This is a genomic window from Amycolatopsis sp. SB7-3 (assembly GCF_041021335.1).
In the GTDB taxonomy this organism is placed as follows: Bacteria; Actinomycetota; Actinomycetes; order Mycobacteriales; family Pseudonocardiaceae; genus Amycolatopsis; species Amycolatopsis japonica.
In genome coordinates, this window is the sequence record NZ_JBFPJQ010000005.1 from 225,748 (window position 1) to 240,450 (window position 14,703).

Consider the following 14,703-nt stretch of genomic DNA (forward strand, 5'->3'; position numbering starts at 1 on the left):
CGCGATGACCACCGCCGTGCGTCCCACCAGGTTCCGGATGCTCATCGCGGTGATGCTGTTCATCACCGTCGTCATCAACTACCTCGACCGGTCGAACCTGTCGATCGCGATGCCCGCGATCGCAGGCGAACTCGACCTGTCCAAAGCGGAACAGGGCATCCTCCTGTCGGCCTTCGGCTGGACCTACGCCGCGTTGCAGCTGCCCGGCGGCTGGCTGGTCGACAAGATCCCGCCGCGGCTGCTGTATCCGGGCTGCCTGATCCTCTGGTCGCTCGCGACGTTCTTCATGGGGATCATCGGCGGGTTCGTCGCGCTGATCGCGTTGCGGCTGATGGTCGGCGTCTTCGAGGCGCCCGCCTATCCGATCAACAGCAAGATCGCGACCGTCTGGTTCCCGGAACGCGAACGCGCCACGGCGATCGGCTTCTACACCTCGGGCCAGTTCATCGGCCTCGCCCTGCTGACGCCCGTGCTGTCCTGGCTGCAGACCGTGCTTTCGTGGCACTGGGTGTTCATCGCCACCGGTCTGGTCGGCATCCTCTGGGCCGTGCTCTGGTACGCGAAGTACCGCGAACCACGTGAGTCGCGGGCCAACGAGGCCGAGGTGGAGCTGATCCGGTCCGGCGGCGGCCTGGTGGACCTGCCGCGCGAGCGGCCGGAGCGGGCGCGGATCACCCGTGCGGATCTGGCGACCGTGCTGGGCAGCCGGAAGCTGTGGGGAATCTACTTCGGACAGTTCTGCCTGACCTCCACCCTCTGGTTCTTCCTCACCTGGTTCCCGACGTATCTCGTCGAGTACCGGGAAATGGACTACATCAAGTCCGGTTTCCTCGCGTCGCTGCCGTTCATCGCGGCGCTGGTGGGCGTGCTGGTTTCCGGTGTCCTGTCGGACTTCCTGGTACGGCGCGGAGCTTCGCTCGGGGTGGCGCGAAAGGGCCCCATCATCGCCGGACTGCTGCTGAGCACCGTGATGGTCACGGCCGGGTTCACCGACTCGACCACGATGGTCATCGTGATCCTGTCCATCGCCTTCTTCGGCAACGGGCTCGCGTCGATCACGTGGTCACTGGTCTCCGCGCTGGCGCCGCGGCGGCTGCTCGGGCTGACCGGCGGGATGTTCAACTTCATCGGGAACCTGTCGTCGATCGCCACGCCGATCGTCATCGGCCTGATCGTCACCGACGACAGTTTCGCGCCCGGTTTCGCCTACATGACCGTGATCACGGTCGCCGGGATCCTGTCCTACGTCTTTCTGGTCGGCAAGGTCGAGCGCGTGGCCGAGCGGGACCGCGTGGTCAGCGTCCGAACGCCAGGGTGATCCAGTTCGAGAACTCGCAGGCGAGGTGCATCCGGTGCTGGGTGACCATCGTGGGCATCGTGAGCCGCGGGAACTCGACGCAGAGGTGGGCGTGGAAGCCGTCGGCGTGGTCGCGGAACTCGTGCCGGACCCCGCCGATGGCCAGCCCCGACCCGGACCTGGCGACGCCCGACGCTTCGAGCGGGAACGCCGCGTCCCGGTGGGTGACGATCTCCGCGGTGTCGGTGTAGTCGACCAGGAACCGGGTCGCGAGCGGACTGCCGCCGGTCGTCTCGATGACCTCCTGCCGCCCGTCGGGCGCGGTGTCGATCAGGAAGTGGTCCGGGTTGGCGGCGATCATGCTGCGGGCGTAGTCGTCCCGGCCGGTGTCGTCGAACCAGGCGAGGAATTCGGCGGCGGTCCCTGCCCCGCGCACGAAGAGGTCGCAGGTGCTGGTGACCCGCCGGCCGCGGGAAAGGCGGGTGGACGTCCGCGCGACGGCGTCCGCCCGGCGGATGTCCCGGCCGAGGCGGCGGCGGATCTCGTCCGGGCCGAGGTCCAGTTTGGCGTCGGCGAAAGCCGTCCGCATCAGGGAGAGTTCGCCGGTCGGTGCCGGGAGCCCGATCTTCGCGGCGGCCTTGCCCATCCGCTTCGCTTCCCACGCGCGCACGTCCTCGCGTGAGACGGGGCGCCCGGCCAGCACGGCCTCGATCGTCGGTTCGGTAGTGGGCATCGGTGCCTCCGGATCGGTGAGCGGGTTGCGTCGCAGTGTTTAATGGCGTTGAACGGTACTGTCAAGTGAGACGCGCCGCAGTCACGTCGGCCGGTGCGGAGGCTCGAACGCGGCGGTACTGTTCAGTGCCGTCGAACTGAGGTGCAAGGGGGCTCGCGGTGGAGGACAGGATCGGGCCCGCGCTGCGGCAGGCGCGGGAAGAACGCAAGCTGAGCCTGCGCAAGGTGGCGACCGCCGCCGGGATCTCGGCGAGCCTGCTGTCGCAGGTGGAGACGGGACGGTCGCAGCCTTCGGTGAGCACGCTGTACGCGCTGGTCAGCCACCTCGGCATCTCGCTCGACGAACTGCTCGGCATCGGCGCGGGCTCGCCCGCCGCCCAGGAGCGGCCGGTCGCGCCGGTGTCTTCCGGGGTCGTCCAACGTGCCGCGGACAACCCCGTCCTCGAGATGGCGAACGGCGTCCGGTGGGAGCGGCTCGCCATCGGCGGCCAGACCGACGTCGACGCCCTCTTGGTCACCTACGAGCCCGGCGCGGCCAGTTCGGTCGACCGGAAACTGATGCGGCACAGCGGAACCGAGTATGCCTATCTGCTTTCAGGCGAGTTGACCCTGCTGCTCGACTTCGACCGGCATCTGCTCGCGCCGGGCGACTCGCTGTGTTTCGACTCCACCCGTCCGCACATGTACCTCAATCACGGCAACGAACCCGCGCGCGGCGTGTGGTTCGTATCCGGCAGGCGCGACCTCGACCACACCCGCGAGTGGGTGGAATCCCAGGTCGGAGGGCTCTCCGGCGAGAATTCGGCGCGGCCGTCGAACGCCGTCGAGGCTCTGGCGCTGCTGGGCGTGCCGTCCGTGAAGGGCGACTGCGACTGAAGACTTCTCGTCCGCTGCTACTTGACGCCTGCGCTCAAGTGTTCAATATTAGTGAACACTTGAGCAAGGCAAGGGCGACGGAGAGGAGATGCCGTGCTGATCGGATTCGCCGGCCTCGGCCGGATGGGGCTGCCGATGGCCCTCCGGCTCGTACGGGCGGGGCATACGGTCCTGGCCCATGACCCGGGTCTCGGCCGGGTTCCGGAGGGCGTCACGGCGGTCGGCTCGGCGGCCGGGCTCACCGAGGCGGAGCTGTCCATCAGCATGCTGCCGGACGGCGCGGCGACGCGGGATCTGGTGCTGGCCGGGCTGGCCGGTGCCGGACGGACCCACCTGCACGTGGTCATGGGCACCGTCGGACCCGCGCTCGTGAAGGAGCTGGCCCGGACCGGGCCGGTGGACGTCATCGACGCGCCGGTGTCCGGGAGCGTGTCGATGGCCGAGTCGGCGACGATCACCACGATGGTCGGCGGTACCGCGGAGCAGTTCGAACGGGTCCGCCCGATCCTCGCGGCGATGACGTCGGCACAGTTCCACACCGGTCCGGCCGGTTCGGGGTCCGCGGCGAAACTGGCGGTCAACGCCGTGCTCGCCACCCTCAGTCAAGGCGTCGCCGAGGGCTTGCTCATCGCCGAGGCGGGCGAGCTGGATCTCAAGGTCTTCTATGACGTTCTGCGCACGAGCGCGGCGGGCGCGCCCTACGTCGGTTACAAGGAGGCGGCGTTCCTGGCCCCGGCGTCCGCCGGTGTCGCGGCCCCGATCTCGTTGATCCGCAAGGATCTCGGCCTCGCTCTCGAACTCGCCGCCGGACTCGACCTGCCGGGGGCGGAAGCCGCCTACGCCGTGCTGGACGAGGCGACGGCGACAGGGCACGGCGAAGAAGACATGGCCCAGGTGCTCGCGGCGCTGCGGCTGCGCAACCGGCCGGTGACCAAGGAGGAAGCACGCTCATGACCAGCGGCGACGTCGAATCGACCATCCGCGCCCTCGAGGACGCCCGGTACGAGGCGGTGATCGCCGGCGATTTCGCCGCCTTCGCCGCGCACGCCCATCCCGAACTCGCGTACACCCATTCGAACGCGGTCACCGACACCCTTGAGTCCTATTTGGACAAGCTGCGTTCGGGTTTCTACGTCTACCACCGCATCGACCATCCCGTCGACCGGATCACGGTGGCCGGGGACACCGCGGCCGTGGTGGGACAGATGCACGCCGACATCACCGCGGGCGGGACGCGCAAGACCCTCGCGAACCGGTCCCTGGCCGTGTGGGTGCGCGAGGACGAGCGCTGGTTGCTGCTGGCGTATCAGCCCACCGTCCTGCCGGAGCCCGCGCGATGAACGCCTTCGTCTACGACGCGTTGCCCGCACGGGTGGTGTTCGGTCCCGGTGTCGCGCGGACCGGACTGCTGAACGAGGTCGAAGCGTTCGGCGCCGGGCGGATCCTGCTCGTCGCGGCGGATTCGGAGGCGGCCCTGGCGCGTGAACTGTGCGCCCCGTTCGCGGACCGGATCGCGACGACGTTCCCGGGAGTCCGTCCGCACGTCCCGGTCGAGGTCGCCGAACGCGCCCGCGCGGCGGCGGCCGGAGCGGATCTCGTGCTGTGCGTGGGCGGGGGATCGACGACCGGGACGGCCAAGGCCGTCGCGCTCACCACCGGGCTGCCGATCGTCGCCGTGCCCACCACGTATGCCGGATCCGAGGTCACCCCGGTGTGGGGGCTGACGGAGGAGGGCCGCAAACGCACCGGCACCGACTCGCGGGTACTGCCGCGGACGGTCGTCTACGATCCCGAACTCACCTTGACGCTGCCCGTGGACCTGTCCGTCGCGAGTGGACTGAACGCGATGGCGCACTGTGTCGAAGCGTTCTGGGCGCCCCGGCGGAATCCGGTGTCGAGCGCCGTGGCCGAAGACGGGATCCGGCATCTCTCCGCCGGACTGCCCGCGGTCGCCGCCGTCCCCGGTGACCTCGACGCGCGTACCGAGTTGCTGCTCGGCGCGTATCTCGCGGGCTCGGCCTTCGCCGTCGCGGGATCGGGGCTGCACCACAAGATCTGCCATGTCCTGGGTGGCGCCTTCGACCTCCCGCACGCTCAGACCCACGCGATCGTGCTCCCGTACGTCCTGGCCTTCAACGCGTCCGCCGCACCCCGAGCGGCTTCCCGGATCGCTTCCGCGCTCGGCCTGGCCGACCCTGTCGAGGGATTGCGGCGGCTCGGCGAAAAGCTCGGCGTGCCTGCCGGTTTGCGGGAACTCGGCCTGCGGGAGGACTATGCCGACGTCGTGCTCGAAGACATCCTCGCGCTCGCTCCCGCCGACAACCCGCGTCCGGTCACCGCCGACGGCCTCGGTGCCCTGCTGCGTGCCGCCTGGGCCGGAACCGATCCCGCGAAGGAGATCCCATGAGCCCCGCTTCGGACCGCGAACAGGCCGTGACCGACGAGGTGCTGGCCAGTTTCGACGGGACCACCGATCCACGGCTGCGGCAGGTCATGCGGAGCCTCGTCCGCCACCTGCACGCCTTCGCCAGGGATGTCCGCCTGAGCGAACAGGAATGGGAGGCGGCCATCGGGTTCCTCACCCGCGCCGGACATATCACCGACGACCGCCGCCAGGAGTTCATCCTGCTGTCCGACGTCCTCGGCCTGTCCATGCTGACCGTCGCCATCAACGAGCCGAAGGTGCCCGGGGCGACCGAAGCGACGGTGTTCGGCCCGTTCTTCGTCGACGACTCACCGGAGATCCCGCTCGGCGGCGACATCGCGCGCGGCGCCGCCGGGACACCTTGCCATGTGTCGGGGCAGGTCCGCGACACCGACGGCACCCCGATCCCGGGTGCGCGTGTGGACGTCTGGGAAGCAGACGAGGACGGTTTCTACGACGTCCAGTACACCGATGACCGCACGGCGGGGCGGGGCTGGCTGCGTACCGGGCCGGACGGTGAATACCGGTTCTGGTCGGTCCTGCCGGCGCCCTATCCGATCCCGCACGACGGCCCCGTCGGCGATCTGCTGAAGGCGGCGGGGCGGGGGCCGATGCGGCCCGCGCATCTGCACTTCAAGGTCACTGCGCCGGGGCATCGGACGCTGATCACGCATATCTTCCTCGACGGCGACCCCTACCTGGACGACGATGCCGTGTTCGGCGTCAAGGAAGGTCTCGTCGTGAAGAGCGGGAAGCACCACGGCGGCACCGCTCCCGACGGCTCCCGGCCCGCGGGTGAATGGGCGAGCCTGACCTTCGATCTCGTGCTCGTCGCCGAGCCGGCCTGACCCCGCTTTCCCCGCCCGGCGGCTCCCATCACGGTGGCCGTCCGGTTCCGCCTGCCCGGAAACCTCACTGTGGAGGCGCAAGATGCGAAGTACCCGATGGATCGTGTTGGGCGGGTGTTTCCTCGCGTATCTGTTCGACGCGCTGGAAATCGTCCTGCTGTCGTTGTCGCTCCCGGCGATCCGGCACGACATGGGCCTGTCCGCGACGCAAGCGGGTCTCCTCGCGACCGCGACGTTGCTGGGCATCGGGGTCAGCAGTGTCGCGGGCGGCTACGTGGCGGACAACTTCGGCCGGAAGAAGGCGCTGATCGCGTCACTGGTCATCTTTGGGGTGTTCACCGCGGCGTTGGCAGTCGTGCCGAACTTCGCCGTGTTCCTGATCCTGCGATTCCTCGCCGGGATCGGGCTCGGCGCGGTGTGGAGCGTCGTGTCGGCGTACGTGGTCGAGACCTGGCCTTCGCGGCACCGGGGTCGCGCCGCCGCGTTCGTGATCAGTGCTTTCCCCGCCGGAGGCGCGCTCGCCGCGGTGGTGTCCGGACAGTTCCTGCCCGACTGGCGGTTGATGTTCCTCGTCGCCGGTACCGCGGTGGCCGTGCCCGTACTCGTCGTGCTGGTGTTCTTCCGCGAGTCGGCCGACTGGGTCGCGCACAAGGTGCAGCGGACCGAGCACGCGGTCACGGTACGAGACGTGCTGAGCGGATCGCTGCGCCGGACCACCTTGCTGGGCACGCTCATGGCCGCGCTGGCGCTCACCGGTTATTGGGGCGCGACGACCTGGCTGCCGACCTATCTCACCGCCGAACGCGGTCTCCCCGCGGGCGACGTCGCCCTGTTCGTGACGATCCTGAACCTGGGAATGTTCTTGGGATACAACGGTTTCGGCATGCTCGCGGACCGGGTCGGCCGCCGGCGGACGATCATCCTGACCCTGTTCGGCGTCGCGCTCACACTACCCGTCTACGCCTTCACCACACATCAGACGAGTCTGCTGTGGCTCGGCCCGCTGTTCGGCGCGTTCACCGCCTTCTTCGGCATTTTCGGTTCTTATCTCGGCGAGCTGTTCCCCACGCGAGCCCGCGCGACCGGCGCGGGATTCTGCTTCAACGTCGGCCGCGGTATCTCCGCCTTCGCACCCTTCGGTCTGGCAGGGCTCGCTGGAGTCGTCGGCTTCAGCGGAGGACTCCTGGTGTGCGCCGGTTTCTTCGCGCTGGCCGCGTTGGCGACGTTGCTACTGCCACGAACCGGCGTCCACGAACCCGTCGCCGACCGGCTCGAAGTCGAGGCCGGTACATGAGCGAGACCATGAAAGCCGCCGTGTACCACGGAAACCGCGACCTCCGGATCGAACGGGTCCCGGTTCCGGAACCCCGCGCGGACGAGGTGCTCGTCGCCGTCCGGCGCAGCGGGATCTGCGGCACCGACGCGACCGAGTGGGCGGCCGGGCCGGTGATGGTGCCGCTGCACCGGCGGCATCCGGCCAGCGGTCACCTCGGGCCGACGATCCCCGGCCACGAGTTCGTCGGCGAGGTCGTCGACGGCCGTGCCGGGCTGCCCGCGGGCACGCTCGTCGCGGCGGGTGCCGGAGTCTGGTGTGGACAGTGCGACCGCTGCGCGCTGGGCCGTACCAACATCTGCCGCGCCTACTACACCCTCGGCCTGAACGCGCCGGGCGGCCTTGCCGAGTACGTCGCGGCACCCGCCAGGACGTTGAGGCCGATTCCCGACGGGCTCCCGCTCGACGCGGCGGGAATGGCGCAACCGCTGGCGGTCGGCCTGCACGCCGCCCGCCGCGCGGGAGTCCGCGACGGCGACTCCGTCGTGGTCATCGGCGCCGGTGCGATCGGCACCTTCGTCCTGGCCGGTCTCGGTCATCTGAGGCAAGCGGAGGTCACCGTGATCGACCTTCCCGGAGCCAAACTCGAACGCGCCTTGAAGCTGGGCGCCCATCGCACGCTCTCCGCACGCGAGGACGTCGTCGACGCGGTCTTGGAGAGCACCGCGGGCCGGGGCGCCGACGTGGTGATCGAGGCGAGTGGCGCACCCGGGCAGTTCGAGACCGCGCTGAGGATGGTGGCCACCGGCGGACGCGTGCTGGCCGTCGGCCTGCCCAAGGAAAAACCCGCCGTGGATCTGTTCACGCTCACCCTGCGCGAAGTCACTGTCGACTCGACCGTGGCCCACATCTGCGACGAGGACCTGGGTCCGGCATTGGAGATCCTGGCCGAAGGCACGCTCGCGCCACTGATGCTCCACTCCGTGATCGAGCTGGACGATCTGGTCGGCCGAGGCCTCGAACCGCTCGCCGGTGGACAGGTCGACGGCAAGATCCTGGTCGCGTTCGGAGGACCCCGGTGACCTCGGCGGAGATCCCCGGCCTCACATTTCGCGCGGCCGCGTCGTCGGTAGGGCAGAAACATCCACTACCGCAAGGAGAACGCGATGAACGCGCGGCTCGACTACTTCGCCAACCCGGTCGGCGGAAAGTTCATGAGGCCCCTGATCTCGGCAGGAAAGGGGCTGGCCGACTCGCCGCTGTCGCTCACGATCCAGGAGCTGGTCCGGATGCGCGCGAGCCAGATCAACGGCTGCGCGGTGTGCCTGGACATCCACACCAAGGAAGCCGCCGCCGCGGGCGAGACGGACGTGCGGATCAACCTGGTCGCCGTCTGGCGCGAGGCGACGGTTTTCAGCGAGGCCGAACGTGCCGCGCTGGAGGTGACCGAGCAGGCCTGCCGTATGGCCGACGGTGGCGGGGTCAGCGATGAGGCGTGGGCGAACGCCGCCAAGCATTTCGACGAGGACCAGCTCGCCGCGCTGGTGGGAGTGATCTCGCTGATCAACGCCTTCAACCGGGTGAACGCCATCGTCCAGAACCCCGGCGGCGACTACCGGGTGGGGCAGTTCGCATGACCATCACCGAGACGGCACGCAATCGGGCGGCGTTCAGCCGCTTCCACGAGGCGACCAACACCGGCGACTTCGCCGTCATCGAGAAGACGATCGACGAGGTCGTCGCGCCGGACGTGGTGTTCCACGCGCCGGTACCGATGGAGACGACCGGAGCTCAGGCACTGAAACAAGTGTGGACGGTGCTGCTTCGCGCCTTCCCCGACCTGCGGGTCAAGGCCGAGGACGTACTCGCCGACGGGGACAGGATCGTCTGCCGGAACACCGTCACCGGCACCCATCAGGGCGAGTACCGGGGACTGCCCGCCACCGGGAAGACCGTTTCCTACAACGAGATCTTCATCCTCCGCTTCGCCGGAGGGCGGGTCGCCGAGATCTGGGGTGTGGTGGACGTCCTCACCCAGCTACGGCAACTCGGCGCCCTCGCGGCGTAGCGGTCAGGCTCCGGCCCAGGGCCGGAGCTTCTCCGGATTCCGCATCCCCCAGATGTGCTGGATGCGGTCCCCGGCGACGTGGAACGCGAAGACGGCGACGGTCTGTCCTGCCTGCTGGAGCACGAGGCCGGGCAGGCCGTTGACGTCCCGCTCCACCAGATCGAGACCGGACGTCCACCGCGCCAAGGTCATGAGATAGGAAGCGACCTCCTCGCTCCCTTCGAACGGATGCAAAGCCGCCCTGACGACGCCGCCGCCATCGCTGGCCGCCTTCACTCCGGGATCGAGGAGACCGATGAGCGCTTGGATGTCCTGAGCTTCCCAAGCCTTCTTGAATTCCCTGACGAGATCGGCCTGCCGGGCGACCGGGGCAGGCGCGACCTGCGTCGCACGAATACGACGTCGCGCGGAGGACGCCAGCTGGCGGCAGGCGGCCGGGCTGCGGCCGACGATCTCCGCGACCTCGGCGAAGGCGTAGCGGAACACGTCGTGCAGGACGAACGCGACCCGCTCGGCCGGGGTCAGCGATTCGAGCACGACGAGGAACGCCATGTTGATCGACTCGTCGAGGGTGATCCTGTCGGCCGGGTCGACGGCGGGCGGCCGCCCGGTCGTCCACTCGACATGTCCCGGCAGCGGCTCGGGAAGCCACTCGCCGACATAGCGTTCCCTTCGCGCGCGTGCCGACCCGAGGAGGTCCAGGCAGATCCGGCTGGCGACCGTCGTCAGCCAGGCTCCCGGGGACTCGATCGCATCCCGCTGCGCGGGGGACAAGGCGTACCAACGGGTGTAGGTCTCCTGCACCACGTCCTCGGCTTCGGAAAGGGATCCGATCAGGCGGTACGCGAGCCCGATCAGCTGACGCCGCTCACTCACGATCGCCTTGAGTCCCGGATCGAGCGTCGGTTCGTTCATGGGTTTCGCCCCCTCGTCGCGTGTGGTGTCCCGGGTACGACGAGACACCGCCGCCGGATGTGAGGTCACCTCCGGCGGCGGGGCTATGCCGTTACCGCGCGAGGGAAGTCCTTGCGCTTGATCTTTGCCCGGCGTCCGTCGGGGTGGTGGAACACGACACCCTCGGCCACGTGCCCAGGCGAGAACCGGCTGTCCAGCGTGTCGAGGAAGTCCCGCAGTTCGTGGTAGCTGCGCGGTACTTCGGGCAACGTCGGTGCCTGGAGATCGAACGGGACGCACCGGTGCTCTTCCAGTCCGAGGGGATTTCCCTGGATACGTGGGCCGAGCGCCTCGCTCGGATGCTCCCCGTCGGGCCAGCCGGACACGTCGGTGTTCCCGGCCGCCGCGAGGATCCACTTGTCGTCGGCGGATTCGCTGTCGGTGTCCACGTACCAGCCGTCCACGATGCCCTGCTGCTTCTGCGCCTTGCTCGGGTTGCGGCGCCGCTCGACCCGGACCAGCTGTCCCGAGCGCACGGTCAGCCGGACGTTGGTGCCGTCGAGTTTCTCGGTTCCCACTCCGGCGCCGTCGAATACCCAGGCGCACTCGGCGCGAGGCTTGTCGATGACGTGGAAGCGCTCGTCGCGCTCGAAAAGCGTGGGGATCTTCTCCATGACTGTCTTGCCTTTCACGACGTGCCCGATGAGTTCCTCAGGAGTGATGACGCCGGCGGTCAGCCCGCCGGCGAGCGCCCGTATCAGCTCCGCCACGGAAACGTCGGCTTCGACGGCCACGTGCTTCAGTGCCTTCTTTTCTTCAGGGGAGACCCACGCGACCAGCCGTGACCACCCTTCAGGAGGCGTCCATCGGGCCAGTGCCGCCGGGTCCTTGCGCGGCCTGCCCCGTCCTCGTGCCTGCTCCACGGCTGAACCGTAGCCAGCCGTGGAGTCTTGTGTCAATTGGCATAACAGAAAATAATCGCCAGGTCAGAGCTCTTTTCCGCCGGAGTCAGTGTGCCCCGGCTTCCTCGAGGATCCGGGCGACGGTTGTCTGGCCCTTGGTCCGGGCGTGGGCGAGGGGAGTGACGCCCTGCTTGTCGGCGAGGTTCACATCGGCACCCGCGGCGACGAGTGCCCGGACCACTTCCTGATGGCGCGGCCCGCCGTCGCCGAGGATGACCGCTTCCAGCAGCGCGGTCCAGCCGAGGTCGTTCACGTGGTCGACGTCGATCCCGCTGCCCGCCACCAGCCGCACGTACTCGGCGTGCCCTCGTTCGGAGGCGGGGATCAGCGAGACCCCGCCGTACCGGTTGGTGATGGTCAGATCCGGCTTGGCTCCGAGCAGCAGCTTCGCCATCGGGACGCTGCCGGTGACCCCCGTGACCAGCCACGGTGTGTCGTGCCGCCCGTCGAGCGCGTTCGGGTCTGCGCCCGCCTTGACGAGGATCTCGGCGACGTCGAGCCGGTTCTCGGTGACGGCGACGAGCAGCGGGGTCCGGCCGCGATCGTCACGGGTCTCCAGGTCGGCACCGTCGTCGACGGCCTGCCGGACCCGGTTCGCGTCGGCTTCGAAGAGTTGGCTCACAGGGACTCCTTGACGGGGCGGCTGGGACGACGCGGGTGGCGTGGTGGTGGTGCTCGGTGCCGCCGGGGGTGGTGCGCTCGGTGCCTGCGGGGAGCAGGCACCGAGCACGAGGGCGGCGAGCAGAGCCACGATCGCCCGCTCACCGATCATCAGCGAAGTTCCCCGATGGCGCGCAGGCCCGCCGCGGCGAACTTCTCGTCCAGGTCGCCGCTGGGCGCGCCGCCCACACCGATCCCGGCGATCGGGCCGCCGTTCGCGGCGACCGGCACACCGCCGCCGAGGAAGAGCGTGCCCGGGATGTCGCGGATGGTCGGACCGTCGCCCTGGGCGTTCTTGGCCAGCGCGGAGGTCGGCTGTCCGAAGGAGACCGCGGTGAAGGCCTTCCGCTTGGCGGACTCCTCCGTCTGCGGCCCGGCGCCATCGCCCTTGAGCAGGACGCGGACGTCGCCCGACCGGTCGATCACGGCGACGGTGACCCGCTGGCCCTCCTTCTCGGCGGCGTCCAGCGCGGCCTGCGCGGCGCGAGTGGCGGCGTCGACGCCGAGCACGCTGGTCTGCACGACGGCCTGCGCGGCGGCGGGCGGCTGCGGTTTGCGGTCCTGCTGTGCCTGCGCCGCGCCCACGCCGGTGGCCAGCGCGACGGTCGCGAGGCCGGCCGTCATGCCCAGGACGAGACGAGTGCGGGGGAGCTTGGCGTTCATCGGATTTCCTTTGCGGTGAGGGGGTGTTTCGTTCTCCCTCGACTTTCCCGCCTGGCGGGCCGGGGCGAATCGGGAGAGCGGATATCGATCGGGCGCCGAGCGGTCGGTGCGGGCATCAACCGAACGATTGATGCGGAGCACCCCGCCTCCCCGCATACGATCATCGGCGAGGAAGGGAGGGCCGGAATGAAACCGCATCTGGGCGAGACCACAGGGCTGAACGCCGCGATGCACGCCGGGTTCTTCCTGCTGCTCGCCGCGTCCGTGGCACGGTTCGTCGCGGGACACGGATTGAGCGGTGCCACCCCGTTGATCCTCGTGCTCACCGGCGCGCTCGCGCTGGTCTACGTGGCGGGCGTGCTGAGCTGGGAGGCGCTCGACCGGTGGCGTCCGGTGTGGCTGACGGCGGTGATCGCGGTCTGGCTGGCACTGGTGGTGGCCGCGCCGAGTTTCGCCTGGTGCGCCGTACCGTTGTTCTTCGTCTGCCTGCAGATGCTGCGCCCGCGGATGATGATCGCGGTGGTCGTGCTCCTGACCGTCGCGACCATCCTCGCCCAGCTGAGGATCGCGGACGGGTTCGATCCGAGTATCGTGCTCGCGCCCATCGCGGTCGCGCTGATGGCCACGATGACGTTCCTGCAACTCGACCGGGACCGGCACGAACTGGGTCAGACCGTCGGGGAGCTCCTGCGCACCAGGATCGACCTCGCCGAGAGCCAGCGAGTGGCCGGGATGGTGGAGGAACGGGAGCGGCTGGCGCGAGAGATCCATGACGTCCTCGCGCAGGGGCTTTCGAGCCTGCGGATGCTCCTGCAGGCGGCGCAGCGGTCGTGGGACACGGATCCGGAACTGGCCAAAGCCCACGTGTCCCGCGCCGTCGACGCGGCGGGGGACAACCTCGACGAAGCCCGCCGGTTCGTCAAAGGCCTCGGGTCGCCGCGGCTGGAGAGCACCGACCTCGGCGAGACCCTGGCCGCGCTCGCCGAGCAGGTCACGTTCGCCGCCACGCATCCGGTGCGCTTCGAGACCAGTGGGGATCCGTATCCCCTGGAACCCGAAGTGGAGTCCTGTCTGCTCCGGGTCGCGCAGAGCGCGCTGGCGAACGTCAGCGAGCACGCCAGGGCGACGAAGGCCGCCGTCACGCTGACCTATCTGGCCGACAAGGTCGTCCTCGACATTCGTGACGACGGCGTCGGTTTCACCCCGGCTTCGACTCGCGCGAGCGGCTTGCGGGGGAACGGGTTGCGGATGATCGGTGAGCGGGTCGCCGAACTCGGTGGTGAGATGGTCGTCGAGAGCGCGCCGGGAGAGGGCACCGCGCTCGCCGTCGCCGTGCCCACCAGGGAGGTTCGATGACCGTCCGGGTGCTGATCGTCGACGACCATCCGGTCGTGCGGGCCGGTATCGCCGCGTTGCTGGCCGGTGAGCCCGGCTTCGAGGTGATCGGCGAATGCGCGAGCGCCGAAGAGGCCGTGCGCTTCGCGACCGCCCAGAAGCCGGACGTCGTGCTGATGGACCTGCAGCTCGGCGACGGTCCGGACGGCGTGAGCGCCACCGAACGCCTGACCGCCCTGCCGGATCCGCCGAAGGTGCTGGTGCTCACCACCTACGACGCCGAACTGGACATCACCAGGGCGGTGGCCGCTGGCGCCACCGGTTACCTGCTCAAGGCGGGACCGCCCGAGGACCTCTTCAAGGGCATCCACGCGGCCGCGCGTGGGGAGACCGCGTTGGCGCCGCAGGTCGCGGCCCGGCTGTTCGGGCACATGCGGGCTCCGGCGCCCGCGCTGAGCCCTCGTGAGACCGAGATCGTGCAATTGGTGGCGGAAGGGTTGATCAACCGGCAGATCGCCGCGCGCCTGTTCATCTCCGAAGCCACGGTGAAAACACACCTCGTCCACATCTACGACAAACTCGGTGTCGACAGCCGTGCCGGTGCGGTCGCCGTCGCCACGGAACGGAGGATCATCCGCAACTGAAAGCGTCGCCTGCAGGGCCCATCCAG

17 protein-coding genes are annotated in these 14,703 nt (G+C 69.4%); 12 read left to right on the forward strand and 5 right to left on the reverse strand.

Features of this window, described 5'->3' with window-relative positions:
* Window positions 1-4 precede the first annotated feature (4 nt).
* The gene (locus tag AB8M46_RS31190; RefSeq protein ID WP_394362540.1) at window positions 5-1,318 is read left to right on the forward strand and encodes an MFS transporter; all 1,314 of its coding nucleotides are present in this window, start codon (window positions 5-7) and stop codon (window positions 1,316-1,318) included.
* Here the strand turns inward: AB8M46_RS31190 and AB8M46_RS31195 are convergent.
* A complete protein-coding gene (locus tag AB8M46_RS31195) occupies window positions 1,296-2,030 on the reverse strand; it encodes a hypothetical protein (protein WP_394362541.1) in 735 nt (244 codons plus the stop codon). The genes AB8M46_RS31190 and AB8M46_RS31195 overlap by 23 nt on opposite strands.
* A gap of 158 nt (window positions 2,031-2,188) precedes the next feature.
* Here AB8M46_RS31195 and AB8M46_RS31200 point away from each other — a divergent pair, with 158 nt between their 5' ends.
* The 9 genes from AB8M46_RS31200 (at window position 2,189) to AB8M46_RS31240 (ending at window position 9,519) form a co-directional block, all read left to right on the forward strand.
* Entirely contained in the window at window positions 2,189-2,905 is a 717-nt protein-coding gene (locus AB8M46_RS31200; protein WP_394362542.1) for a helix-turn-helix domain-containing protein, read from the forward strand.
* A gap of 93 nt (window positions 2,906-2,998) precedes the next feature.
* Window positions 2,999-3,859 (forward strand): NAD(P)-dependent oxidoreductase, encoded by an 861-nt coding sequence (locus AB8M46_RS31205; protein WP_394362543.1) that lies wholly within the window; start codon window positions 2,999-3,001, stop codon window positions 3,857-3,859.
* Window positions 3,856-4,245, forward strand: coding sequence for a nuclear transport factor 2 family protein (locus AB8M46_RS31210; protein WP_037345193.1), 390 nt, complete (start codon window positions 3,856-3,858; stop codon window positions 4,243-4,245). Before AB8M46_RS31205 ends, AB8M46_RS31210 begins: the two co-directional genes overlap by 4 nt.
* A complete protein-coding gene (locus tag AB8M46_RS31215; RefSeq protein WP_394362544.1) occupies window positions 4,242-5,312 on the forward strand; it encodes a maleylacetate reductase in 1,071 nt (356 codons plus the stop codon). Before AB8M46_RS31210 ends, AB8M46_RS31215 begins: the two co-directional genes overlap by 4 nt.
* Window positions 5,309-6,178, forward strand: coding sequence for an intradiol ring-cleavage dioxygenase (locus AB8M46_RS31220; protein WP_394362545.1), 870 nt, complete (start codon window positions 5,309-5,311; stop codon window positions 6,176-6,178). The genes AB8M46_RS31215 and AB8M46_RS31220 overlap by 4 nt, the downstream gene beginning before the upstream one ends.
* Before the next feature lie 82 nt (window positions 6,179-6,260).
* Window positions 6,261-7,472 carry an MFS transporter gene (locus AB8M46_RS31225; protein ID WP_394362546.1) on the forward strand — a complete coding sequence of 404 codons (1,212 nt, stop codon included), beginning with the start codon at window positions 6,261-6,263 and terminating at the stop codon, window positions 7,470-7,472.
* Window positions 7,469-8,533 (forward strand): zinc-binding dehydrogenase, encoded by a 1,065-nt coding sequence (locus tag AB8M46_RS31230; RefSeq protein ID WP_394362547.1) that lies wholly within the window; start codon window positions 7,469-7,471, stop codon window positions 8,531-8,533. Before AB8M46_RS31225 ends, AB8M46_RS31230 begins: the two co-directional genes overlap by 4 nt.
* Window positions 8,534-8,617: 84 nt before the next feature.
* A complete protein-coding gene (locus tag AB8M46_RS31235) occupies window positions 8,618-9,088 on the forward strand; it encodes a carboxymuconolactone decarboxylase family protein (RefSeq protein ID WP_125735051.1) in 471 nt (156 codons plus the stop codon).
* A complete protein-coding gene (locus AB8M46_RS31240) occupies window positions 9,085-9,519 on the forward strand; it encodes an ester cyclase (protein ID WP_037345201.1) in 435 nt (144 codons plus the stop codon). The genes AB8M46_RS31235 and AB8M46_RS31240 overlap by 4 nt, the downstream gene beginning before the upstream one ends.
* Before the next feature lie 3 nt (window positions 9,520-9,522).
* Here the strand turns inward: AB8M46_RS31240 and sigJ are convergent, their stop codons facing one another.
* From sigJ to AB8M46_RS31260, 4 genes are all read right to left on the reverse strand, one after another.
* Complete coding sequence (gene sigJ, locus AB8M46_RS31245; RefSeq protein ID WP_394362548.1) at window positions 9,523-10,434, reverse strand: RNA polymerase sigma factor SigJ; 912 nt, start codon at window positions 10,432-10,434, stop codon at window positions 9,523-9,525.
* A gap of 83 nt (window positions 10,435-10,517) precedes the next feature.
* Complete coding sequence (locus AB8M46_RS31250; protein ID WP_394362549.1) at window positions 10,518-11,336, reverse strand: hypothetical protein; 819 nt, start codon at window positions 11,334-11,336, stop codon at window positions 10,518-10,520.
* A gap of 85 nt (window positions 11,337-11,421) precedes the next feature.
* Window positions 11,422-11,997 carry an ankyrin repeat domain-containing protein gene (locus AB8M46_RS31255; RefSeq protein ID WP_394362550.1) on the reverse strand — a complete coding sequence of 192 codons (576 nt, stop codon included), beginning with the start codon at window positions 11,995-11,997 and terminating at the stop codon, window positions 11,422-11,424.
* Between the two features lie 149 nt (window positions 11,998-12,146).
* The gene (locus AB8M46_RS31260; protein ID WP_037345206.1) at window positions 12,147-12,698 is read right to left on the reverse strand and encodes a heme-binding protein; all 552 of its coding nucleotides are present in this window, start codon (window positions 12,696-12,698) and stop codon (window positions 12,147-12,149) included.
* 186 nt (window positions 12,699-12,884) lie between these two features.
* Between AB8M46_RS31260 and AB8M46_RS31265 the strand changes: the two genes are divergently transcribed.
* On the forward strand, window positions 12,885-14,054 hold the full coding sequence (locus tag AB8M46_RS31265; protein WP_394362551.1) for a sensor histidine kinase: 1,170 nt from the start codon (window positions 12,885-12,887) through the stop codon (window positions 14,052-14,054).
* Window positions 14,051-14,677, forward strand: a complete 627-nt coding sequence (locus AB8M46_RS31270; RefSeq protein WP_037345210.1) for a response regulator transcription factor — start codon at window positions 14,051-14,053, stop codon at window positions 14,675-14,677. Before AB8M46_RS31265 ends, AB8M46_RS31270 begins: the two co-directional genes overlap by 4 nt.
* Window positions 14,678-14,703 lie beyond the last annotated feature (26 nt).